The organism is Sinanaerobacter chloroacetimidivorans (genome assembly GCF_018128545.1).
Classification (GTDB): Bacteria; Bacillota; Clostridia; order Peptostreptococcales; family Anaerovoracaceae; genus Sinanaerobacter; species Sinanaerobacter chloroacetimidivorans.
Map to the genome: position 1 here is coordinate 167,534 of NZ_JAGSND010000009.1, position 24,382 is coordinate 191,915.

Annotated in this window: 23 protein-coding genes; 20 read left to right on the top strand and 3 right to left on the bottom strand. The window is 42.5% G+C overall.

Annotated elements, in window-relative coordinates:
- Positions 1 to 29: 29 nt before the first annotated feature.
- The 8 genes from KCX82_RS13995 to pduL all read left to right on the top strand — a co-directional run bounded on the left by KCX82_RS13995 (position 30) and on the right by pduL (position 8,752).
- The gene (locus KCX82_RS13995) at positions 30 to 656 is read left to right on the top strand and encodes a 4'-phosphopantetheinyl transferase family protein (protein ID WP_227019101.1); all 627 of its coding nucleotides are present in this window, start codon (positions 30 to 32) and stop codon (positions 654 to 656) included.
- Between the two features lie 23 nt (positions 657 to 679).
- Complete coding sequence (locus KCX82_RS14000; protein ID WP_227019102.1) at positions 680 to 1,624, top strand: DMT family transporter; 945 nt, start codon at positions 680 to 682, stop codon at positions 1,622 to 1,624.
- Positions 1,617 to 2,465, top strand: coding sequence for an MBL fold metallo-hydrolase (locus tag KCX82_RS14005; protein ID WP_227019103.1), 849 nt, complete (start codon positions 1,617 to 1,619; stop codon positions 2,463 to 2,465). The genes KCX82_RS14000 and KCX82_RS14005 overlap by 8 nt, the downstream gene beginning before the upstream one ends.
- Entirely contained in the window at positions 2,455 to 2,952 is a 498-nt protein-coding gene (locus tag KCX82_RS14010; RefSeq protein WP_227019104.1) for a regulatory protein RecX, read from the top strand. Before KCX82_RS14005 ends, KCX82_RS14010 begins: the two co-directional genes overlap by 11 nt.
- Before the next feature lie 270 nt (positions 2,953 to 3,222).
- The gene (gene ileS, locus KCX82_RS14015) at positions 3,223 to 6,324 is read left to right on the top strand and encodes an isoleucine--tRNA ligase (protein WP_227019105.1); all 3,102 of its coding nucleotides are present in this window, start codon (positions 3,223 to 3,225) and stop codon (positions 6,322 to 6,324) included.
- Between the two features lie 111 nt (positions 6,325 to 6,435).
- Positions 6,436 to 7,455 (top strand): NADPH dehydrogenase NamA, encoded by a 1,020-nt coding sequence (gene namA / locus KCX82_RS14020; protein ID WP_227019106.1) that lies wholly within the window; start codon positions 6,436 to 6,438, stop codon positions 7,453 to 7,455.
- Between the two features lie 97 nt (positions 7,456 to 7,552).
- Complete coding sequence (locus KCX82_RS14025; protein WP_227019107.1) at positions 7,553 to 8,173, top strand: undecaprenyl diphosphate synthase family protein; 621 nt, start codon at positions 7,553 to 7,555, stop codon at positions 8,171 to 8,173.
- Between the two features lie 15 nt (positions 8,174 to 8,188).
- Positions 8,189 to 8,752: a phosphate propanoyltransferase gene (pduL, locus tag KCX82_RS14030; protein ID WP_227019108.1), complete on the top strand. Its 564-nt coding sequence runs from the start codon at positions 8,189 to 8,191 to the stop codon at positions 8,750 to 8,752.
- Here the strand turns inward: pduL and KCX82_RS14035 are convergent.
- Positions 8,744 to 10,519, bottom strand: a complete 1,776-nt coding sequence (locus KCX82_RS14035; RefSeq protein WP_227019109.1) for a sensor histidine kinase — start codon at positions 10,517 to 10,519, stop codon at positions 8,744 to 8,746. The two genes, pduL and KCX82_RS14035, sit on opposite strands and share 9 nt — an antisense overlap.
- Before the next feature lie 136 nt (positions 10,520 to 10,655).
- Between KCX82_RS14035 and KCX82_RS14040 the strand changes: the two genes are divergently transcribed.
- The 5 genes from KCX82_RS14040 (at position 10,656) to KCX82_RS14060 (ending at position 16,942) form a co-directional block, all read left to right on the top strand.
- Complete coding sequence (locus tag KCX82_RS14040; protein WP_227019110.1) at positions 10,656 to 11,942, top strand: MFS transporter; 1,287 nt, start codon at positions 10,656 to 10,658, stop codon at positions 11,940 to 11,942.
- Positions 11,943 to 11,963: 21 nt separating this feature from the next.
- Positions 11,964 to 13,100 carry an alkaline phosphatase family protein gene (locus tag KCX82_RS14045; protein WP_227019111.1) on the top strand — a complete coding sequence of 379 codons (1,137 nt, stop codon included), beginning with the start codon at positions 11,964 to 11,966 and terminating at the stop codon, positions 13,098 to 13,100.
- 361 nt (positions 13,101 to 13,461) lie between these two features.
- Positions 13,462 to 14,307, top strand: coding sequence for an HAD hydrolase-like protein (locus tag KCX82_RS14050; RefSeq protein ID WP_227019112.1), 846 nt, complete (start codon positions 13,462 to 13,464; stop codon positions 14,305 to 14,307).
- Positions 14,308 to 14,417: 110 nt separating this feature from the next.
- Positions 14,418 to 15,728, top strand: a complete 1,311-nt coding sequence (locus KCX82_RS14055; protein WP_227019113.1) for an MFS transporter — start codon at positions 14,418 to 14,420, stop codon at positions 15,726 to 15,728.
- Between the two features lie 89 nt (positions 15,729 to 15,817).
- Positions 15,818 to 16,942 (top strand): 2-aminoethylphosphonate aminotransferase, encoded by a 1,125-nt coding sequence (locus tag KCX82_RS14060; RefSeq protein WP_227019114.1) that lies wholly within the window; start codon positions 15,818 to 15,820, stop codon positions 16,940 to 16,942.
- A 126-nt stretch (positions 16,943 to 17,068) separates the two neighbouring features.
- Here KCX82_RS14060 and KCX82_RS14065 read toward each other — a convergent pair whose 3' ends face one another.
- Positions 17,069 to 17,773: a response regulator transcription factor gene (locus KCX82_RS14065; RefSeq protein WP_227019115.1), complete on the bottom strand. Its 705-nt coding sequence runs from the start codon at positions 17,771 to 17,773 to the stop codon at positions 17,069 to 17,071.
- Between the two features lie 134 nt (positions 17,774 to 17,907).
- Between KCX82_RS14065 and rlmN the strand changes: the two genes are divergently transcribed.
- From rlmN to KCX82_RS14095, 6 genes are all read left to right on the top strand, one after another.
- Entirely contained in the window at positions 17,908 to 18,933 is a 1,026-nt protein-coding gene (gene rlmN / locus KCX82_RS14070; RefSeq protein ID WP_227019116.1) for a dual-specificity RNA methyltransferase RlmN, read from the top strand.
- Between the two features lie 79 nt (positions 18,934 to 19,012).
- Positions 19,013 to 19,432 carry a hypothetical protein gene (locus KCX82_RS14075; protein ID WP_227019117.1) on the top strand — a complete coding sequence of 140 codons (420 nt, stop codon included), beginning with the start codon at positions 19,013 to 19,015 and terminating at the stop codon, positions 19,430 to 19,432.
- A gap of 144 nt (positions 19,433 to 19,576) precedes the next feature.
- Complete coding sequence (locus tag KCX82_RS14080) at positions 19,577 to 20,290, top strand: HAD family hydrolase (protein WP_227019118.1); 714 nt, start codon at positions 19,577 to 19,579, stop codon at positions 20,288 to 20,290.
- Complete coding sequence (locus KCX82_RS14085; RefSeq protein ID WP_227019119.1) at positions 20,287 to 21,225, top strand: DMT family transporter; 939 nt, start codon at positions 20,287 to 20,289, stop codon at positions 21,223 to 21,225. The genes KCX82_RS14080 and KCX82_RS14085 overlap by 4 nt, the downstream gene beginning before the upstream one ends.
- Entirely contained in the window at positions 21,203 to 21,829 is a 627-nt protein-coding gene (locus KCX82_RS14090) for an NUDIX hydrolase (protein WP_227019120.1), read from the top strand. Before KCX82_RS14085 ends, KCX82_RS14090 begins: the two co-directional genes overlap by 23 nt.
- Positions 21,830 to 22,022: 193 nt before the next feature.
- Positions 22,023 to 22,802, top strand: a complete 780-nt coding sequence (locus KCX82_RS14095) for a CAP domain-containing protein (protein WP_227019121.1) — start codon at positions 22,023 to 22,025, stop codon at positions 22,800 to 22,802.
- Between the two features lie 81 nt (positions 22,803 to 22,883).
- On the opposite strand, the gene KCX82_RS14100 is transcribed toward KCX82_RS14095, so the two are convergent.
- On the bottom strand, positions 22,884 to 23,429 hold the full coding sequence (locus KCX82_RS14100) for a hypothetical protein (RefSeq protein ID WP_227019122.1): 546 nt from the start codon (positions 23,427 to 23,429) through the stop codon (positions 22,884 to 22,886).
- Between the two features lie 140 nt (positions 23,430 to 23,569).
- Here KCX82_RS14100 and KCX82_RS14105 point away from each other — a divergent pair, with 140 nt between their 5' ends.
- The gene (locus KCX82_RS14105; protein ID WP_227019123.1) at positions 23,570 to 24,376 is read left to right on the top strand and encodes a carbon-nitrogen hydrolase family protein; all 807 of its coding nucleotides are present in this window, start codon (positions 23,570 to 23,572) and stop codon (positions 24,374 to 24,376) included.
- Positions 24,377 to 24,382 lie beyond the last annotated feature (6 nt).

Consider the following 24,382-nt stretch of genomic DNA (forward strand, 5'->3'; position numbering starts at 1 on the left):
ATCTGTACATTTGTCAAAGAGGCAAGGATTTGGAAAACCGAGATTTGATGAAACACCGTCAGGGGAAAGACACGGTCAGTGATGGCCTTGTGAAGGAGGCCTTGCTTGAGTATAATGACGAATTAAAATTGGGCTATACCCCGGATGAAATCAGACACTTGAAAGTGGAAAGAGGGATTCATGGCAAGCCTTATTTTGCAGATCTCAATTTTCATAGACAAAAACCTCAAATTCATTTTTCAGTGAGCCATTCCGAAAGCTGGTGGGCTTGTTTGCTCGCTGACGAACCGGTAGGGCTGGATATAGAGGTGAACAAAGAGAAAGTAAAATATAAAGAAATCGCAAAGCGGTTTTTTACAGAAGAAGAATACACGTATGTTTTAAAGCACGGAGAAGAGGGTTTTTTTCAACTTTGGGTTTGTAAAGAAGCATTTTTAAAATACCGGGGTACAGGGCTGTCGGAAGGTCTGAACTCGTTTTCCGTGGTGGGAAACGGAAAGCTGCTGAGTTTTATAAAATCTAAAAATGACAGTGGAATTGATGGCGGGATCTTTCTGAATCCAATAGAGATCCGAGCTGGGATAACGGCAGCTTATTGTATAAAAAATCAAAGAAAGGTAGAAAAGATCTCAGAGATTCTTACGGTGAAGCAATGACTAGAGAAAATGAAAAAACAGCAATGAAAACAAAGGATCATCAAAACAGCGGAAGCAATCAGCTAAAGGTATATACCAGTGCGATTCTCTTTTCCTTAATTGTAGGATTTTCCTTCCTGGGGGTGAAAACATCCATTTCTACGGCTACCCCGATGGAGACCCTTACGTATCGGTTTAATTTTGCTTTCATCGCAGTACTGATCCCATTTCTTTTAGGGTTTATCAAGATTAATGTAAAAGAGAAACCAAGAAAAAAACTGGCCTTTACCGCCGGGTTTTATATTGCTTTTATGTTCTTTCAGGCGGTTGGACTCCTGTTTTCCACCACGATAGAAAGCGGAATCATCTTTGCGGTGGTGCCGATTATTGCAAAGGTAATTGCCGGGGCATTACTAAAAGAAAACACAAGCTGGAAGCAGAATATTTTTGTCTGCGTTTCCGTTACCGCAGTGATCACCATGTTTGTCATGGGTGCTGCCGATATCACCGTCAATATCATTGGACTTGTATTCTTAATGATATCCAGTATCTGCATGGCGATAAGCAATGTGATGATGCGGTATGTGAGGGCCGATTTCAGACCCATAGAGATTTCCTTTTTTATTACAGGGGGCGGCTGCTTACTATTTAACCTGATTACATTGGTGCAAGGTTTGCAAACCGGTACTCTAGCTGATTATTTTCTGCCGTTGAGCAATTGGAGCTTTACCCTGGCAACCGCTTATTTAGGCATTCCATCCACTTTAATTTCGGCTATGCTGATGAGCTACATGCTTGCAAATATGGAAGCGGTAAAAGCGACCATTTTTGGAAATCTCTCCACGGCTATTTCCATTGTAGCAGGGGTTCTGATACTCCATGAGCCTCTTGCTGTTTATCATGTGATTTGCACACTACTGATTATTATAGGGGTAATCGGCGTGAGTCTGCCGTCGATGGCCAAAAAGGAGGATACGAATCTTGATTAAAATATTATTTCTCTCAGAGAACAGAACCTCTCACCCGGATTGTATGGCAGAGCACGGATTGGCGATTTACATAGAAACCAATGGAAGGAGACTGCTCTTTGATGCCGGTGCTTCGGATCTGTTGGTAAAAAATGCACAACAGCTGGACGTGAATCTGGAAGAGGTGGATGATGTTATCATCAGTCACGGGCATTATGACCATACTCAGGGATTGCCTGCTTTCTGCAAAATCAATCAGAAAGCGAAGATTTATATTCACAGAAATTCCTTTAAAAAGACCTACGGTTTCGATAAGGGAAAACTGGATCAAGAACATTGCGGCGTACGATGGACCCGATGGGAATACGAGGAGATAAAGGACAGATTGATTTTTACGGAAGGTCCGTTGAAGCTCTCGGAAAACATTCTGGTATCCGGCACCATTCCGCCGGTAGAAGGCTATCATCCTACGGAAAAATTCTATTCCAAAGGAGAAAATGGCGAACTGATACCGGATCCTATGGACCATGAACAGTTTCTGGCCGTCAGGAATGTGGATGAAAATGGAAACGTCAAGGGGATCTGCCTTTTCTCAGGCTGCAGTCATACGGGCGTCGTACCTTGTCTTCGTTATGCAAGAAAATTGTTCCCTGACGAGCGGATTACAACCTTTATTGCAGGTATGCATCTTTATAATGCAGACAAAGAGACGAGGGAGAAAACACTGTCTCAGGTTTGTGCCCAAAAAATCGATCGGGTGATTCCTGTTCACTGTACCGGAATCCAGGCCATATGCGATCTGAAGGTTCTCATGGGAGATCATTGTATTCCTGCCGGAGTAGGGGATTCATTTGAATTTTAGAAAAAGGGATGATAGTGGCATGGAAAGAGATTGCAGAACAACTGCGTTGAAATACATAGGTTATCGGGAACGAAGCACCTTGGAAGTGTCTTCGCATTTGAAAGAGAAAGGCTTTTCTGGCCGGGAGATTCAGGAGACCATTGAATATCTCAAGGAGTTGAATTACATCAATGACGAGAGATTCTGCATGGCTTACGCATCCGATGGTCGATCAAAGGGCAGGGGGCCGATGAGGATCAAGCAGGCGCTTTTGGAAAAGGGGATTTCAGGCGAACTTGTCGATATTGCATTGACTGAGCTCCTGGACCCCCAAAGAGAAAAGGAAGCTGCTCTCAGGGAAGCCGACAAGATCCTCAGAAACCGGGGAGAAGGGAATGAGGGAGAAATCGATGAAAAAATCCTTGCCAGAATCGGCCGCAGGCTTTCCGGCTTAGGGTACCATACGAGTATAATCTATGAAATAATTGGGCAGCTTAGAAAAAACTAAGCTGCTGTTTTGTTCAACTTGATTCTTTCCCAAGACCGATTCAAAGCTCGCATAACAATTCGGAAAAGGTAACGTTTATTCCTTGACATAATACGACCAAAGAGTTTAAAATATAAGGGTTAGAGACATTATAACGCAATTGTGGAAAATTTTTCGACTGTAGAAAAATTTTCTTACATCTGAACGTATCAACAAGGCGGAGGACATCTTTTCGCCTTATTATAGCCTCATCATAAATGAAATTTTGATATAGAAAAGGGAAGATGCATTATGTTTGAAAATTTATCAGAAAAAGCCATTGCCGATCTGCAGAATGAGCAGGCTGATCGGTGGGAAAAGGACGATTTGCTTGGAAAGTGTGTAACCACCAGAAAAGGCATGCCCTCCTTCGTATTCTACGAAGGCCCTCCTACGGCTAACGGAAGACCCGGCATCCATCATGTGATCGCCAGGGCATTAAAGGACTCCGTATGCAGATATAAGACCATGCAGGGGTTTGAAGTAAAAAGAAAAGCAGGATGGGATACTCATGGCCTTCCTGTTGAAATAGAAGTGGAAAAACAGCTGAATATGGCTGGAAAACAGGATATTGAAAAATACGGGATCAAAGAGTTCAACCAGAAATGTAAGGAATCCGTCTTTACCTATGAAAAACAGTGGAGAGAAATGACCAAAAGAATGGGTTATCTCATTGATTTGGACAATCCTTATATTACCCTGGACAACAATTATATTGAGAGTGGCTGGTGGATTCTGAAGGAATTCTTTAAAGCAGGCCTCATTTATGAAGGACATAAAATTTTGCCTTACTGCCCGCGCTGCGGAACAGGACTTGCTTCCCACGAGGTGGCACAGGGCTATAAAGAAGTAAAAACCAATACGGTAACCGCCAAGTTCAAGAGAAAGGATGCAGAGGAGTATTTCCTGGCATGGACCACCACGCCATGGACTTTGGCTTCCAACGTAGCGCTTACCGTAGGTGCCGATATTGATTATATCAAGGCAGAACAGGAGGGCACCGTTTATTATGTAGCGAAAGCCCTTGCCGATAAAGTGCTGGGTGCCGGTTCCTACAACGTTTTAGCGGAGATGAAAGGCAAGGAACTGGAATATATTGAATATCACCAGCTGATGCCCTTTGTGGAAGTGGATAAAAAGGCATTTTATGTGACCTGTGCCGATTATGTCACCATTGAAGACGGGACCGGAATCGTTCATACTGCTCCGGCTTTCGGTGAAGACGACTATAATACAGGAAGAAGATATGGACTGCCGGTGCCAAATCCGGTGGATGAGCAGGGAAAATACACGGCTACCCCTTGGGTCGGCAGATTTGTCATGGATGCGAATCTGGACGTTGAGATCATCAAATGGCTGGCCGCTGAAAACAAACTGTATTCCAAGGAAAAGGTGGAGCATAATTATCCGCACTGCTGGAGATGCAACACGCCGTTGATTTACTATGCAAAACCGAGCTGGTATATTGAAATGACCAAGTTGAAGGATCAGCTTGTGGCGAACAATAATCAGGTTAACTGGTACCCTGATTTCGTAGGTGAAAAGAGATTCGGAAACTGGCTGGAAAATGTTAACGACTGGGCTATTTCCAGAAACAGATATTGGGGTACTCCGATCAATATCTGGAGATGTGAATGCGGACATCTGGAATCCATCGGTTCAAGAAGCGAACTGGTGGAAAAAGCCATTGAAACTATAGATGAAAATATCGAACTGCACAGACCGTATGTAGATGACGTGCATATTAAATGTGAAAAATGCGGCAGCATTATGAGCAGAATCCCTGAGGTAATGGACTGCTGGTTCGACAGTGGAGCGATGCCTTTTGCTCAGCAGCATTACCCATTTGAGAACAAGGAAAAATTTGATGAAGAACTGTTCCCTGCTGACTTTATCTGCGAGGGTATCGATCAAACCAGAGGCTGGTTCTATTCCCTGCTCGCTATTTCCACCTTTATCAAAGGAAAGGCTCCATACAGAAATGTATTGGTAAATGATCTGATTCTTGACAAAGACGGAAAGAAGATGTCAAAATCCAAGGGCAATACTGTAGACCCGTTCCAACTTTTTGACAAATATGGAGCAGATGCAACCAGATGGTATCTTCTGTACGTATCGCCTGCCTGGTCACCGACCAGATTCGATGAAGACGGACTCATTGAAATCGTAAGCAAGTTCTTTGGAACCTTGAAAAATGTATATAACTTCTTTGTATTGTACTCCAACCAGGATCATATTAATCCGAAAGAGTATCAGATTGATTACAGCAAAAGACCTGAGCTTGACCGCTGGATCCTTTCCAAGTTCAACCAGCTTGTCAAAGATGTCACGGAAGAAATGAACCGGTATGACCACATGAAATCCGTTCGAAAAATCCAGGATTTTGTTTCCGAGGATTTATCCAACTGGTATATCCGAAGAGCAAGAAGACGTTTCTGGGGCGAGGAACTGACGGATGATAAAAAATCCGTTTATGCTACCACCTATGAAGTGCTGGTAGGCGTTTCACAGCTTGCAGCGCCTTTTGCACCGTTTATAACGGATGAGATGTACACCAAGCTGACAGGAGAAGAGTCTGTACACCTTTCCTTCTATCCTGTAGCCAAGGAGGAGTGCATCGACAAAACCGTAGAAAGCAGAATGGATCTGGTAAGAGATCTGGTAGGCCTTGGAAGAGGAGCCAGAGAAAAGGAAAAGATCAAGGTAAGACAGCCGCTTCAGAAAATTCTCGTTGACGGAAAATATGAAAACCTCATCGGCGATATGACGGATCTGATCACAGAAGAACTTAATGTAAAAGAAGTCGTTTTTGAAAAACAACTGGATCAATACATGAATTACGGTCTGAAACCGAACTTTAAGGTGGCAGGGCCGGCACTTGGCGGAAAGATCAAGGCCTTTGGCAGTGCTTTGGCAAAAGTAGATCCGATTCTCATCGTAGATGCTTTGGAAGACTGCGGAGAGGCAAAACTGGATCTCGATGGTGAGGAAATCGCCATCACCAAAGAGTTTATAGAAATTCAGATTTCAGCCAAGGAAGGTTTCACGGTATCCATGGAAAACAATGTGTTTACCATATTGGATACAGCAATCACACCGGAGCTTATCGCCGAGGGCTTTGCCAGAGAAATCGTTTCCAAGATCCAGCAGATGAGAAAGCAGAGAAATTTTGAGATGATGGACCAGATCAAAATTTTCTATCATGCCGGCGAAGAAGTAGAAAACGCCATCACACAGCATAAGGCCTATATTATGAAGGAAACTCTTGCTGTGGAAATGAAACGGATAGACTCTGAGCTTGTAGAGTATGACATTAACGGTCATAAAACAGGTATCGACGTAGAAAGAATATAATAGAAATGTATAAAATCACCGGAACAAGAAAATAACTTGTATCTGGTGATTTTTTTTCCGGATCTTGTTATAATGGAAAATATTAGTGAGTATGGAATAGGAGATGAAAGGATGCAAAAATTATTTTCAGAATTCAAAGTAAAGAATCTTACTTTAAAAAACAGAATTGTAATGCCGCCCATGTGCATGTATTGTGCGCCGGAAACCGGTATGGTTACCAAATGGCATACCACTCATTATGCCACCAGGGCCGTAGGAGGAGTCGGCTTAATCATCGTAGAAGCCACCGGAGTTTCTCCGGAGGGAAGGCTTACCTCCAGAGATTTGGGCATTTGGTCGGATGATCATATCCGGGGATTATCCGAAATTGCGGAGGCTGTTCATCAGTGTGGTGCAAAGGTTGGAATCCAACTGAACCATGGCGGCAGAAAGTGTGAAGCCAACGTAGCGGAGATCGAGGCGCCTTCGGCGATACCGTATCAGGAAGGAAGCAAAGTACCGAAGGAAATGACAAAGGGGGACATCCGGGATACCGTAGAAGAATTCAAGGCAGCTGCGGAACGTGCTGAAAAAGCAGGCTTTGATATCATTGAAATTCATGCGGCACATGGATACCTGCTGAATGAATTCTTATCCCCGCTTACCAACCACAGAACCGACGAATATGGCGGGAGTCCGGAGAACAGAGTCCGTATTCTGAGAGAAGTTATCGATGCAGTGAGAACTGTATGGCCGGAAGAAAAGCCCATTGAAATCCGGGTCACCGCTGAAGATTACCAGGAAGGCGGCAATCATGCAGAGGATCTTGCGTTGATGATCAATCTGGTAAAGGCGAACGGAATCGACCTTGTCAATGTCAGCACCGGGGGCCTTGTCCCTGTAACTCCAAAGGCATTTCCGGGCTATCAGATCCCTCATGGGGAAGTAATTAAAAATCTCACCGGCCTGCCTGTGATTGCCGGAGGAATGCTTTCGGATGCCAAAGAAGTCAATCATATTCTAGAACAGGAAAAAGCAGATGCTGCTTATTTAGGCAGAGAATTGCTGAGAAATCCTTATTGGGCACTACAGGCGGCAAAGGTGCTGGATTATGATTTGACCTGGCCGGAGCAATACCAGCGGGCAAAATAAGCCTGAACCAGCGTATATTTCTATTCCTTTTCATGCACAATAGTAAAATATATGGGTATGAAACTATACCCTTTCTTGTGTATCAGGGGGGAACTTTATGAATGAATATAAAAGAATACCGGCTCATATCGGTGTTATTCCGGACGGAAACAGAAGATGGGCTGTTGAAAGAGGAATGGATAAAAAAGACGGATATCGTTACGGCATTGAACCGGGCTTCCAACTCTATGAACTATGTACGGAATTAGGGGTACAGGAACTGACTTTGTATGGATTTACGGTAGACAATACGAAAAGGCCGGCTAATCAAAAGAAAGCTTTTCAAAAAGCCTGTGTTGATGCGGTAATGGATCTTGCAAACCGGGATGCCGAGCTTTTAGTAGTGGGAAATACGGACTCACCTTGTTTTCCAAAGGAGCTCCTGCCCTTTACCCACAGGGTAAAATTCGGTGCCGGAAAAATGAAAGTGAATTTTCTTGTAAATTACGGCTGGGACTGGGATTTAAAGTATATCGGCGGCCCGGCTTCAAAGGACATTTCCAGGATGGATTTGATTGTCCGTTGGGGAGGAAGGAGACGGCTCAGCGGTTTCCTGCCCATTCAATCCGTTTATGCGGATATGTACGTTCTGGATGAACTATGGCCTGACTTTACCCCGGAACATCTTTACCGGGCATTGGATTGGTATCAGTATCAGGATGTGACACTGGGAGGCTGAAAGAAGAGGATTGAAATGAAAATCACAGTTGGTATTTCAAATAAGCATGCGCATTTAACACAAGAACAGATTGAGGCTCTTTTCGGAAAGGGATATCATCTGACCTTTTTCCGGAACATAAAACAGCCTGATGAATTTGTCAGCAATGAGAAGATTGATGTTGCAGGTCCGAAAGGGATCCTGAAGGATGTACGGATTCTGGGGCCTGCAAGAGAAAAAGCACAGATAGAGATGACGCTCACCAATGCCAGAGCAATAGGGGTGGAAGCGAAGATTCGTGTATCTGCCCATGTCGAGGGCTCTTCCGGTGTGACGCTCATCGGACCGGCAGGGCAAATTGAATTGAAGGAAGGCGTGATTGCCGCAGTCAGGCATTTACATATGACCCCGGATGAAGCGAGAACTCTCGGTCTGCACGAGGGCCAGCGGGTAGCGGTTGAAACCTCTGGAGAAAGAGCTGTTATTTTTAAGAATGTCATCGTTCGTATCGATGAATTATTCTCACTGGAACTGCATCTGGATACCGACGAAGCCAATGCAGCGGGATTGAAAAACGGTGATGAAGTAACATTAGTCTGAGGACTTATAGTAAGGCAGGGAGAAAGAAAACATTGCACCGCCGCTTACGCTGTTTTTTGCCCATATTCGTCCGGAGTGCTGTTTTATAATCTGCTGAGAAATAAATAAGCCCAGCCCGGCATGATTGGAATTCTGAGGTTCTCCTTGTCTGTTTCTTCCCCGATAGCTCCTTTCAAACAAATGGGGAAGGTCCTCCGGTTGGATTCCCTCTCCGGTATCGGTTACCGTGAATATGATCTCACCATCAGGAATGGTGCAAGAGTTTTTTTCCATAGATACGTCATGGATATAACTTTCATTTTTATAGTTTGCGCATTCAACGAATATGGTGCCGCCAGGAGGCGTGTGCCGTATGGAATTGTTAATCAGGTTGGAAACGACCTGTTCGATCCGGGAGGGATCCAGGATGATGATCAGATGTTCCTCCAGCTCATTTTTTAAATGAAAAATTCTGCCGGATCTGTTTATCTGAAATTCAGATTGGGCGGTAATAGCTTCAAAATATTTTATCGCATCTATTTCATAGAACTTGTAATCTAATGTCTGAGAAGTAAAATGTGATACCTGAATCAGATCCTCCAAAAGGGTATTCAGCATCAATGTTTTGGCATGAATCATTTTCAGACAGGAGGGTATCGATGATGCAGGTACAACTTCGTTTAACATGCTTTCCGCATAACCCTGGATCAGGGTAATCGGTGTACGAAGCTCGTGGGAAATATTTTCTACGAGTTCCTTTCTGGCTGATTCAGACGCCTTCAGATTTTCCTCCATTTGTTTTCTTTCCGTAATATCTCTTAAAATCCCTTCAACAGCAGCAGGAATCCCTAAAGCGTCTAAAATAGGAAGATAATGCATTTCACACCACCGATAGGGCTGGTTGTCTTTCAGAAGACAAAGGACTGCCATGGAGGGAGCGTGAATCGGATGCTGAAACAAGTTTAATAGCTCTTTATTTTCGTTGCTGATATCGATATTTTCAAAAAATCGCTGAGGGAAGAGGTAAAGCTCCATGGAGGAAAGTCCGAGAAGCGGCTGTACAGAAGGGCTGATATACTGAAAGGCACCCTTTTTATAACTATAAAGAAACATGGAGTCGGAAGAATTTTCTACCAATAACCGGTAACGCACCTCGCTTTTCACCAGAAGAAACCGGGTTTTCTTAAAATGAATGATCATTAAAAACAGGATGAGGAGATTCACCATAAAAAGACCGGTAAAATAGTTGAAGGTCGCCATGGCCACATGCTCTAAAGTAAAGCCGAAGTGATTGCTGAAAATTGCCCAGAGAATCGTCAAAAAGCTAGCGATTAGCTTTTCGGGAATGTTCTGGGTCCAGGTATAGGAAATGAACATGCAGCCTGCCCAGATAAGCAGAAATGTACTGTACATGATATTGGGAATTACAATGAATTCATACAGCTGCCTGGAAAAGACAGAAGCCCCTATGGTAAACAGCGAGAAGAATGTAACGTAATACAGATATTTCGGCAGCCGAAGCTGAAAAAAATGATGGGTTCCGCCAAGAAACAGCAAGGCGCCAATCAGCGAAAGGGCCTGCTTTTCCGCAATATAATGAAGGCTGGTATAAATACCGCTTAGATTTGTAAAATCAAGAAAAAACATAAAGGAGTAGATGATCCAGCAGGATCCCCATAAAGTCATATATAGTCTGCCGCTTTGCTTTGCCAATAGCAGAAAAATCAAGCCAAAGACCAAAGTTGTTGATACGGTTGACATCATGGAGTATCCGGACAGCATATACATTACAATTCTCCTTTTGAAATCAATAATGGATTGCGCCTTATATGGTTTTATGATAAATTAAAAAGACAAAGTTGTAAAGAAAAACACTTGTAATGGTATCCAAAAAGGTCACGAACTGTTATAAAGGAGCAATGCTATGATTAGGAGAATCAGATCATTTCGTTATTATAAATGGATGAACTTGATAGGCTTTGCACTCTTTTATAATACCGTTTATATAGGCCGGTTTAATTTAAACAGCGTACTGACTGAAGTATCCGAGGAACTGAAGCTGATTTCCTATCAGGAAACGCTTTTGTATTCCAGCGTATTTATCGCCTATGCAGCAGGCAGTATGATCAATGGGAGGATCGTGGACAGGCAGAGCGGCAGGCTGATGATTTTATTAGGGGCCGGTGCTTCCATTCTGGCAAATGTCCTTGTTGCTTTTTCCAAAACATGGCAGATCATCCTGCTGCTTTCATTGATTAACGGTTATTTTCAGTCCATGATTTGGGTAAGCGGGATTAGCCTGCTGGCAAAATGGTGGAGCAGCAAAGAGCGAGGATTGGGAGGCGGTATCGCAAACTTTTTCTCAGGGCTTTCACATGCAACAGCGTATTTGATCCCCGCCGGGATTGCCATCATGTATCCTCAATTTGGCTGGCGCATCAATTTCATCATACCGATGGGCGCTATGGCAGTTTTCCTCGGATTCTTTTGCTGGATCGTAAAGGATCGGCCGGAAGAATTGAAATTGGAGCCCTTTATTGAAGATGACAGGTTCGTGGCTGAGGTCGAGACTTATTTGTACCATGAGATTTATGAAAAGAAAAGAAACCCCTGGAAATATTTTTTTAGAAAAAAGAATTTCCTTTGGTGGTGCAGTATCGCCATGCTCTCCAGCTTATGCAGATATGGGCTTTTAAAATGGATTCCTCTGTATTATGCAAGAGAAGAGGGTGGAAGTATTCTAAGTCAAAGCTTCTCAAATCTGATTCTGCCTTTGGGGATGGCATTTGGAACCTTGATCCTGACTTGGATCACCGGCAGGCGGTTTCAGAATAATAAAGGATTGATCATCATCATCAGTGCGGCGTTATGCGGGACTCTGGTCGTGATATTTCCGACTATGATTTCCACGCAGGTAGTGCTGTTTGGCATTTTTAGTACAGGATTTTTCTTATATGGAATCAATGGTATACTATGGCTATATGCTATGGATGAAGGCGGCAGGATCTATTCAGGAACGACTGCCGGAATTTTAAACTGTTTTGCTTACATAGGCGCGGCGGCGGAAGCATTTTTGTTTCCCATGATCGTAGACGTCACCGGAGAGATGATTTCCATATTTATCGTTATGGAAGTATTTTGTATTGCAATGGTGATTTGCGGTATTGTAGTCAGTGAAAAGGATACTGCCATAGAGCCGGAGCTGGAATAAAAGTCAGAAGCAAAGCAAAAGATGAATGGAAATGAGGTAGATAAGAGGATGAACAAGCTGTTAATCATTGTTATTGATGGGTGCTCACCGGAATATATTTCTAAGGAAACAACGCCGAATTTATACCGAATTGCGAAAGACGGCTTTTGTAAAGGGGTAAAAGCTGCGATACCATCGGTAACCAACGTAAATCATGCCACGATATTGTCGGGTAGATTTCCCTCTGAACATGGTGTGGTAGGAAATTATTACTATAACAAAGATACCGGCGAACAGGGCTTTATTGAAAGTCCCGACTTTATAAAAGCAGATACAATATTAAATATTATGCATCAAAAAGGAGCCTCCACCGCATTGCTTACGGTAAAGGGCAAGGTCCTGGAGGTTTTCGGAAAAGGTGTTGATTTTCGGATCAGCATGCAGGATCCCAACGATATCTTTGCAAGATATCTGGAGATGCCCCCACCGCCGCCGGTAGGCAGCCTGGAAGCCAACGGATGGATTCTTGAGGCCTGCTACAAGCTGCTGAAAAAGAACAATCCCGATGTCGTTTACTGCACTACAAATGATTATATGATGCATAATTATGCGCCCGATACAGAGGAAGCAATTCAACAGATGAAAGAAATAGACAGCTGGATCGGTAAAATCTATGATTTGGATCATACCAGAGAAATTTATATAACTGCGGATCACGGCATGAGTAAGAAAACGCATCTGATCAACCTTCAGAACATCATGGACAGCAAGGGCTATCAGGTGGTATGCCACCCGCCTATCAAGGACCGATACATCGAAAATCATATTTATCAGGAAGGCGGCGTGCTTTTTCTTTACTTTAAAAAGGAGCAGGATGAAAAAACGGAGGAAATCCTGAGCTTTTTGGAGGAAGCGCCTTACGTCGATATGGTCTGTTCCAAGGAAGAGGCGGCAAAGAAATTCAACCTGCCAATCGATTTGATTGGAGATTACGTTGTACTTGCCGCAGAAGACTATGCCTTCGGTGAGATCGAAGGCGAGGAACTTGTGACGGAAAACGTGAGAACACATGGATCCCTCTACGAAAGAGCTATACCCTTGATCGCCGTAAACGCCAAGGAAGTCCCAGAGAAATACAGATACAGCAGAGACATTGTAAAGATCATTCTGGAAGATTGACATTCTTTTGATCCCGGTATCTGAAGAATGCTTTGTATAAGCCTATAAATAAGTTTATAAATAGGAAGCAATAAAACTGAATGCAATAAAATAAAAAATGAGCAAGAAGCTGTAAAATCAGCTTCTTTTTTTTGTACCCTTTTGCATCTTCTTTCTATTTGCCCTTCTCCTTTCTCCTTCGTTTTTCCTCTTCTTTCTCCTTCATTTACATTCCCTTATTTCTTTAAGAAAAATTTAAAAAAATAGGACAAAATCTATAGAATCCGTTGCAGGCTGCTTTAAACAGAGAAGCTATAGTTTAGTTAAGAAACACTTAACATCTATTCGTTATTGAAAAGGAAGGGAAAAAGGAGGAACAAAAATGTATAACAGATTGTATACCGGAAAAATTGAATTAGCAGTTTTGGACACGGCAGGAACATTCTGCGACGGACCGGGAGATTTACGGCACAGGTGGCCTTTAGACGACCTTCGGGGATGCAAAGCTCCGGTGGTTCCATTTTATGAAGCATTGCGTGAATTTGGCATTGAATGTGATTGGGCAACAATCAGAAAACCTATGGGGAACTTTAAGCCCACACATTTAAGAATGCTTTTAAATCTGCCTGAGATATCCAGTCAATGGGAAGAAAAATATAAAAGGCCCTGGAATGAAGAAGATTTTGATAAGATCCTTGCTACCTTCAGACCTCTGATGTCCAAGTACATAGTTGATGAGGATCTGGCCAAGCCGATTCCGGGTTCATTGGAAGCCATCAGGAAGATGAGAGAGGCAGGAATATTGGTCGGATGCGATACCGGTTATTATCAGGAGGATTCCTTTGCCTTAAATAAGGTACTGGAAGAGAAGTTCGGAATGAAGTTTGATGTGGTTACCAATGCTGAAAAGGTTCCTGGAAGGCCGTCACCCTTCATGGTGTATGACTGCATGCTGAGTGCATACAAGCTAACTAGTAAAGTCATTCCTTGTGAAGCCGTCGTAAAGATAGACGATACGGCAGCAGGAATGAAATGCGGAAATAATGCAGGCTGCTGGACAATCGGACTTTATGCAAGCGGCAGTAACACTTATGACGAATTGGCCGCTTCCAAGCCTGATTTCCTGGTTCCGGATGTATCTTATGTACCGGAAATTATTTTCGGTCAAATTGAACCGAGATTACGAAGAGGTGAAAGACCGGGTCAGGGTATCGTTGAAACAATCTAAAAAGGCACCTCATGCTCATTAGCGGTCAATCTGGAATGGTACTCTGATGTTGTTCATTGGAGTACCATCTTTGCAGCAAAATTTCATTGTTTTAAAGGAGGGTTGAACATATGGATAATAACATTATGCTCGGTTATTCTGCAGAGGATTTTGCAGTATTCCGCAAAAATGCCTGGAGAGTACTCTGGGGATTTTCAATTCTATATTGCTTCTTATATTGTGCCCGGCTGAATTTAGGGCTTGCTATACCGGCAATGATAGAGCAGACATCATGGACAGCTGCTGACTTGGGAATCTTATCTGCGATATTCTTCTGGACCTATGGAATGGGTCATTTATTTAATGGAAGGCTGGGGGAAATTTTTGGTGTAAACAGATTTATCGTTACAGGTGTATTTTTATCTGCCATCGCCAATATCCTAATCAGCTTCCAAGCGTCCTTACTGATCATTGCCGTTTTATGGGGGCTTAACGGATACTTCCAGTCCATGCTGTGGTCCCCCGGTATGGCGTTGCTTTCCCGGTGGTGGCCGGGCAATACCAGAGGTTTTGCTACCGGTCTTGCAAATGCTTTTTCTGGTTTCGGACAGGTGGCAGCCTGGATATCGGTTTATGCAGCTTTCATTATTGCTCCGGGATTGGGATGGAGATCAGCCTTTATATTTCCTGTAATAGCCATGGTAATCATCGTTGTGTTTTATAAGTTTATGGTCAAAGGAAGACCATCGGAAGCAGGATTGGAAGATTATGAAGAAGAAGATCCGGAAAGAAAGCTTCATGAAGAGGAACTGAGAAGAATCCTTGATGAAAAGGGAAAGATTTACCCGTACCTGCATTTATTCAAACAGTGGAGATTTGATGTATGGCTGATCATCATTGCAGGTTCCAGCATTGCAAGATATGGACTCCTGACCTGGATCCCCCTTTATTATGTGGAGGTGCTGGAGATGTCCGTAAAGGACGGCATTGTCGGAACGGTCTTGCTGCCTTTGGGAATGGGATTTGGTACCTTGATCGTTCCCTGGGCTACAGACAGGTTCTGCCCCACTAATCGGCTTCCAGCCGTTATTCTTTGTGCACTCATTGCAGGTGCGACGGTATTTTTGTTTCCGCAGATTACCTCACACGCAGGTGCGGCAGCACTGCTGTTTATCGCAGGATTCTTCATTTATGCCATCAACGGAGTTGTTTGGGCCTATGCCACGGATATCGGAGGAAGAGTATTCGCCGGAACCGCGACAGGTATTCTCGACTGCTTTGCGTATCTGGGGGCATCTGTTCAAGCTATTTACTTCGGCAGCGTATTGACAAAGACCGGAAATTGGACGCTGGTATTTGCCGTCATCACTGCTACCTGTATCATCATAGCTGTGGCAGCAATTGCAGCAGGAAACGGCCTTGGCAAAAAAGCAGTTCAATAAAATCATTTTATAATCAAAATGAATAGTTAAAAATTCATAAAAATGTTATTTATGATTGATATGAAAAACATGGTTAGGAGGAATCGAAAATGGAATATCCGAAAGTAAAAAGAAATGTATTGCTGAATCCGGGTCCGGCAACCACCACCGATACGGTAAAATATGCGCAAATCGTACCGGATATCTGCCCGAGGGAAAAAGAGTTTGGAGCCATTATGAAGGAAATGGGCGAAGACCTGGTTAAAATCGTGCACGGTGACTTGAAAAAATATACGGCAGTTCTGTTCTGCGGCTCCGGTACGGTCAATATTGATGCCTGTGTAAATTCTCTGTTACCCGAAGGCAAAAAGATGCTGGTTGTCAATAATGGAGCGTACAGTGAAAGAGCGGCGGAAGTCTGTGAATACTATCACCTGAATCATATAAATCTGAAGCTTTCCATTACGGAGCCGGCGGATGTAAATGCGGTAGAAGAAGCATTGAAGCGAGACAAGGACATTGCCGTAGTCTATGCATGCCATCACGAGACGGGAACTGGGATCTTAAATCCAATCAGAGAAATCGGAGCCGCAGCTCACAAGTATGGTGCCATTTTCGTTGTAGACACCACTTCTACCTATGCTATGATGCCCATTGACATGGACAAAGATAATCTTGATTTCGTTATGGCTTCTGCTCAGAAAGGCTTAATGTCGATGACCGGATTGTCCTATGTGGTTGGAAACACCGAAATGATCGAAGCATCAAAGAGCTATCCTACAAGGTCTTACTATACGAATCTCTATATGCAGTACAGCTTCATTAAGGAAAAAGGAGAAATGCACTTTACGCCGCCGGTTCAAACAATTTATGCGACAAAACAAGCAATAAAAGAATACTGGGCGGAAGGGGAAGACGCAAAATGGGCAAGACATCAAAGAATATGGGAAGCGATCTATAAGGGATTGGACAGATTAGGCTTTGAAACGATGATTCCAAAAGAAATGCAGTCGCGATTAGTCGTATCCGTAAAATATCCGGAGGATCCCAACTGGGATTTTAATAAGATACATGATTATTGCTTTGAACGCGGCTTTACTATCTATCCCGGTAAAGTATCCAATCTTCCGACCTTCAGGCTATGCTGCCTTGGTGCCATAGACGCTCCGGATGTGGATGATTTCTTTGTGGTTTTGGAAGAAGCTTTACTTCATTATCATATAAAATTAAAATAGTAATATAAAATTAGAATAATATACATAACTAAAATAATAAATGGCTGTAACAGAACAGAGAAGGGGTAAAGTTACCCCTTCTCTTCGTTGATATTCCGTCCACTTTTTTTTAATAATACAATGCACTTAAATGACAAATTTATATCCCACACCCCGTACGGTTTGAATATATTTGGGATGTTCGGGATCGGCCTCGATCTTTTTTCTGATATTGCTGATATGTACCATTACAGTTCTGAAATCATCTTCTATGCCGTAGGAGTTCCAAAGATGGTCGAATATCTGCTTTGGAGTAAATACACGGTTGGGGAATTTGCATAACAAAACGAACAGTTCAAACTCTTTTGCTGTCAAATACACCGGCCGGCCAGATACCGTTACGGTATGAGCATTTAGATCAATGACGATCTGTTCAAAGGACAGGGTATTCTGTGATTGATATCGAATATCATTTAGATTGCTTAAATTTCGTCTTCTGAGATGAGCCTTTACCCTCGCAGTGAGTTCCGAAGGACTGAAAGGTTTTGTAATGTAATCGTCGGCACCGATTGAAAAACCCAGAACTTTGTCAATATCTTCCCCCTTGCAGCTGATAAAAAGGATTGGAGTTTCGCAATACTCTCGAATCCTTCGGCATACCTCGTAGCCGGTAAGCCCGGGCATCACAATGTCCAGCAGAATTAAGTCGGGATTTTCTTTCTGAGTAAGGGGCAATGCCTTCGTGCTGTCCGTAGTCCATATAACCTGATAGCCCTCTCTGGACAGGTAAAGCCTTAAAAGCTGGATGATTTCCATTTCGTTGTCAATTACCAGAATTTTATCCTGCGACATGAAAATTCCCTCCTCATATATTAGGAACAGTTTTGTCTGATAAGATTCTACACTAAGAAATCCAAATGTTCAAACAAAATTAGAAAAATGTATGTTTGCCATGTTATAATGATACAATAATAGTGGAGGACGTTATGAAAACAGATTTAACAAGTATGACACTGCCGGAAATGGGGCAGTATTTTGAGCAAATCGGTGAAAAAAAGTTCAGAGCCAAACAGGTATTTGCCTGGCTTTATCGTGGCGCTGCAAATTTTGATGAAATGACGGATCTATCAAAGGATTTGAGACAAAAATTGGAAGAACTGGCAGAAATAAAAAAACTGGTTATCGAGCGTGTACAAGTTTCAAAAACAGATGGCACAAAAAAATATCTTTTCGGGTTATCTGACGGAAATTTAATAGAATGTGTGTTTATGAAGTATAAATATGGAAATACTATATGTATCTCTTCTCAAGCCGGCTGCAGAATGGGATGTCAGTTTTGTGCTTCCGCCATACAGGGATTGGCCAGAGACCTAACGCCTTCCGAAATGACGGGACAGATTCTGGCAGTTGAGAAGGATACGAAAGAGAAAATCAGCAATGTAGTGGTGATGGGTACCGGAGAGCCCTTTGACAATTATGACAATCTGGCTAAATTTATAGATATCATACATACAAAGGAAGGGCTGAACATCGGACTTAGAAGCATTACCGTTTCCACCTGTGGTTTGATTCCCAAGATAAAAGAATTCGGGGAAGACTATCCGCAGGTAAATCTTGCAATTTCTCTTCATGCACCGTCAAATAAGCTAAGAAGCAGCATGATGCCCATCAACCGTAAATATCCGATGGAAACCTTGCTTCAGGCTTGCAGGGAACATGCTGAAAAAACAGGCAGAAGAGTTACCTTTGAGTATGCATTGGTGAAGAATGTAAATGACAGTGAAAAGGATGCGGAAGAACTGGCATTAAAACTGAAAGGAATAAATTGCCATGTAAATCTAATACCGTTAAATAAAGTTACGGAAAGAGAATTTCATGGGACAAGCCGTCAGGATGCCGAACGTTTTCAGTACATGCTGGAAAAGAAAGGAATTCAGGCCACCATTAGAAGAGAACTTGGAAGTGATATCGATGCGGCTTGCGGCCAGCTGCGATTAAAAAATAATGGGTGACAATACTTTCTGTTGTTGCCCGGAGGTATTTCTTAGTGTATAATGAAAATACAATAATTTTAATAAGGGGGCGGTTTAAATGGTTAAGTTATTAGTCGGACACAAGGGCAGCGGTAAAACGAAGAATATGATACAGCTTGCTAATGACCGTGTGGAAAAGAGTGATGGTAGTGTTATCTTCATTAACAAAAATCATAGACTGATGTATGACTTGAAGTATAAGATCCGGGTAGTATGCATGGAGGAATATGAACACATAACTAATAGCGACGAATACATTGGATTCATTTATGGAATCATCAGCTCTGATCATGATATTGAAGTTATTTTTATAGATAGTATTTTAAAGCATGCAGATGTAAACATCTCTGATGTACCTGTGTTCTTATCCCGTCTGAAGGATATTTCCGAAAAATATGGAATTGAATTTGTCGTCAGCCTCAGCGCAGAAGCGGATGAATTGGGAGAGAGCGTAAAGGATTTTGAAATACTGAATTAATAGGACATCTTGATAATAGGATTCAAATCTGGCGGTGATTCATTCACCGCCTTCTATATTAGCTCACCCAATTTGCGAAGCAAACTGATGGTGAACTTATGCAAGGAAATCACAAATCTTTGATTTGGAAGCAGGGGAAATCATATGAACAACCGCAGCAATCTCCATTTAATCCTCTGGGATATTGACGGTACCTTAATGCACTGCGGTTCTGATGGTACAAAAGCGCTAAACAGAACGTTTGAAGAACTCTATGGCATTGATAATGCTTTTTACCAGGCAGGAATCGGAAGTGCAATGGATTCCGTTATCCTCGACAGGATCATGGACCAATTTCAATTGAATAAAGAAGAATTAGAACGAGTCAAACAAACCTATGTGGATATATTAAAGAAGATTCTGGAACAAAATCAAAATAAAAAGATACTCCCTGGCGTGCAGGAGCTGCTGACTTCCATAAAGGAAAGCGAAAATGGCTTCAGTGCATTACTTACCAGCAATCTTCGGATTGGGGCAGAGACAAAACTGCAATCCGTAGGCCTCCATTCTTTTTTTGAAGTCGGAGGGTTCGGAGATGAATTGGGAGAAAAATGGGATGCTGCCTTACGCGGTATTTCTGAAGCAGAAAACCACTTCGGAGTAACCTTTTCCCGAGAAAATATCTATCTTATAGGAGATAGCGCATATGACATCGAATGTGCTAAAAAAATTGGAATCAAGAGTATCGGGGTGGCTACGGGCTGGATGGCCTATGAGTCTCTTAAGGAGCATTCCCCTGACTATTTATATACAGATTTGTCCGATTGGGAGCAATTGATTATCTATCAGAAATTAGTAAAAAAGGAAGTTGTAAAATGAAAAAAGTAATTGCGTACATATTGATCTCCGCCATCTTGTTTAGTACCATGGAAGTTGCCTTAAAAACAGCCGGAAATCATCTGGATCCGCTGCAATTGACATTCCTCAGGTTTTTAATCGGCGGAGTATTCCTTTTCCCGTTTGCATTGAAGGAAATTAAAAAACTGGGAACCGTATTCACGAAAAAAGATTATACTCATATGCTGCTGATGGGAATCGTATGCATCTGTATTTCCATGGTGTTTTTCCAGTTAGGTGTGGACCATTCCAATGCTTCTACTGCGGCGGTGATTTTCTGCATCAATCCTATGTTTACCATGCTTTTCGCACATTTTTTAACGGAAGAAAAAATGAACAGAAAGAAGTTGATTGCTTTGGGAATCGGCATTCTGGGAATTCTTTTTATGGTAAATCCGTTCCATCTTAGCCCTGGAAATACCCTGATGGGTGCAAGCTTTTCCGTTTTGTCGGCTTTGTTTTTCGGGTTATACAGTGCAATGGGAAGGACCAGTGTACGAAGACTTGGAGGGTTGACTCAAACGAGCATCAGCTTTATCATGGGATCTGTTGTCATGCTGCCTGTTCTAATTCTTTTTGACAGGCCGATTTTCAGCGGAATTACCGTTAACCACCTTCCTATGCTATTTTATATCAGCATTATGATCACCGGGATCGGCTACCTCTTATATTTTCTGGCAATGGGAGAATCGGATGCGGCAACTGCTTCCGTTGTTTTCTTTGTAAAGCCGGGCCTTGCACCGATATTTGCCGTCATTGCTCTGGGAGAAGTCATTGAAATCAATGGATTTATAGGAATTGCTCTCATATTTGTCAGCTCTTATATCAATCTCAGAGAACAAAAGAAGAAAAATGGTAAAATTGAAAAAGAGATAGAAGTAAAGGAAGGTTTCAATGAAGAAATTAACCCTAAATGATTTTGAAGAAAAATTCAAAGGCAGAACGCCGAAAACTTTGGGAGTCTACCGATACTATTCCGTATTGGTCCCTTTGGTAGAGAAAAACGGAGAATTGTATCTTCTTTATGAAGTAAGGTCCGACAGTTTGAAAAAACAGCCCGGTGAAGTCTGCTTCCCCGGCGGAAAAGTGGAGCCTGACGAATCCCCGGAGGAGTGTGCTATAAGAGAGACATCTGAAGAACTTAATATTTCACCTCAGGAGATTCAGATCATAGCACAATTGGATTACATGCATACCTACAGCAATTTTACCATGTACTCCTATCTGGGCATGATTAACTACGAAGTGGTGAAAAACATGTGTGTAAACCAGGATGAAGTCAAAGAAGTGTTTCTTGTTCCGGTTTCATTCCTGGCAGAAAATGAGCCTGAAATCTATAATTTTGATGTGATTCCAGATGTTGGCGAGGATTTTCCCTATGATAAGATCAATTCTAAGACTGGTTATAATTGGAGAAAGGGGAAATCCGTGGTTCCCATCTACGAGTATAGAGGCAGGGCCATATGGGGCCTAACTGGCAGAATTACGTACAATTTAATGAATATTGTCACTGAAAAGTAACACAAAAGTAATAAGGACGAAAAATCGTCCTTTTCTTGTTGGAAAATTTTGAGGGGTTTTTTTATTCCTACCAACCACCTATACTTTCATGTAAGGGGACACATTAGAGAATCCGATATAGTTTAAGAGATATGCGGCCCAACTGAAAATTATCCCGGGTCAGCAAAAGTGAAAACGAAAAAGGAGGACAAATATGAAAAACCGATTTGTCAAAATCACGTTAACTCTAAGTATGCTAGTGGTAATGGCAGTGCCCACCCAAGCATTCGCTGCAGAAAAATGTAACATCAACGCATCCAATCTATTAAACAGCAATTTCAGTAATTTATATAGCCAATTAAATAATTTGAACGCAGCCAACGGCAAGTTTGATACTGCAAAGTTACAGGATTTACTGAAACAGTATACAAACAAGTCCACTGGAAAGGCAACCACACCAGCAACACCGGCTACACCAGCAACTCCAGCAAAGCCAACTACTCCAGCTACACCAGCAACACCGGCTACACCAGCAACTCCAGCAACACCGGCTACACCAGCAACTCCGACAACTCCGTCCACTACGGATACTACGGACAACGCTTCCCTTGGTTCCTATGAACAGCAGGTTGTTACTCTTGTAAACCAGGAAAGAGCAAAAGTAGGCCTTCCTGCGCTGAAAGTCAACACAAAGCTTGCAGGCGTTGCAGAGAAAAAAGCAGAAGATCTTAGAGATAAGAATTACTTCTCTCATACTTCTCCTACATACGGATCACCTTTTGACATGATGAAACAGTTTGGAATTACCTATACTGCAGCAGGGGAAAATATTGCAAAAGGTCAAAAAACTCCATCCGCAGTAATGAATGGATGGATGAATTCTCAGGGGCATAAAGATAATATTCTGAATTCCAGCTACACAGAAATCGGTGTGGGTTATGTAACCGACGCAAGCGGAAATACATACTGGGTACAGATGTTTATCAGACCATAACAACATCGAAAAAGAAAAACAAAGTGAATAAACCATTTGAGGGTAGTTCGGTTTCCGAACCACCCTCATGAAATTATATAATTATTTTCTTCTTATTAATTTATGAAAAAGACTCTTTTTTAAGGGGTAGTGAGTGGATTCTTCTTTTGAAGGATCCATTTTTAATTCTTCCGGAGAAAGGTAAAACAGGCTTTTCTTTTCTTTGTATTGAGGCATTCTCCAGCCGGGATGTGCTGCGTCAAGAAAGCTCTCCAGATGACAGTCTTTACAGACCGAGCCGTTATCCATGCTGCCTTCACAGACTGAGCCGTCATCCGCCTGGCCTTCACAGATTGAGCCGTTATCCGCCTTCTGAAATCCCGGAAAGGCAGAAGAAACAAATTCTTGTACCAGAACAAAGGGGAGCCCCTTATATTTATTTTTGGAGTCAAAAGGATCCCCGTAGGCAGGGCCTAAATAAAACCCATATCCATGTAAAATCATGGCTATGCTTTCCTGATCAACACCATAATGAATGGTGAGATCGTCCAAGGATAAGCCTGAAGAGATATAGCCATCCACAATTTCAATATGCTTTTTCACGCCAAACCGCGAAACCCTGTTCAGATCCTCAAAAGAGATTCCCATACTATTTTGATTCCTTTCTTTTGTTCCTTAAATTATCTTACCATATTTTTCTGAATAAGAAATAGTATCTTATCAGGAATTCAGATATAATAAGAAGGAAAGGGAAACCTTTTAATTACGGACAAAGGAGGTTTCAATTTATGAAATTTCAATTGGCACTGTGCCAGATGAAGGTTGTTATGGATAAATCCGTGAATCTTAAAACTGCGGAAAGAATGATACGGGAGGCATCAAAAAACGGTGCTCAGGTAATTGCTTTGCCGGAAATGTTTAACTGCCCCTATTCCAACAAGTATTTCAGAGAATACGGAGAGCCGGAAAATGGGGAAACCTGCAAAATGCTTTCCTCCCTTGCGAAAGAATTGAAGGTTACCATCATCGGCGGCTCCATTCCGGAACTGGCAGAAGACCGGGTTTACAACACCAGCTATTCCTTTAGCAAGGATGGTGAGATGATTGGCAAGCATCGGAAGATCCATTTGTTCGATATTGATGTAAAAGGCGGGATTCGCTTTAAGGAGTCGGAAACATTAACCGCCGGCAATGAAATCACTATGTTTGATACGGAATTTTGTAAAATCGGTGTCGCTATCTGTTATGATGTAAGATTTCCTGAACTTTTCCGAAAGATGACTCTGGCTGGGGCAAAGCTGATTGTACTTCCAGGTGCTTTTAACATGACCACAGGCCCGGCTCACTGGGATCTTACCATGAGAGCAAGAGCGCTGGACAATCAGATCTACTTTGCAGCCGTATCTCCGGCAAGGGATACGGAAGGACCTTATCAGGCCTATGGAAGTTCCTGTGTTGCCAACCCATGGGGTGAATTCTGCGGAAAAGCAGATGCTAGGGAAGCCATCGTGTATTCTGAAATAGATCTTGAATATCTCGACGACATTAGAAACCAATTGCCTCTTCTAAAGCATAGAAAAGAAGAGTTATATTAAGTAACC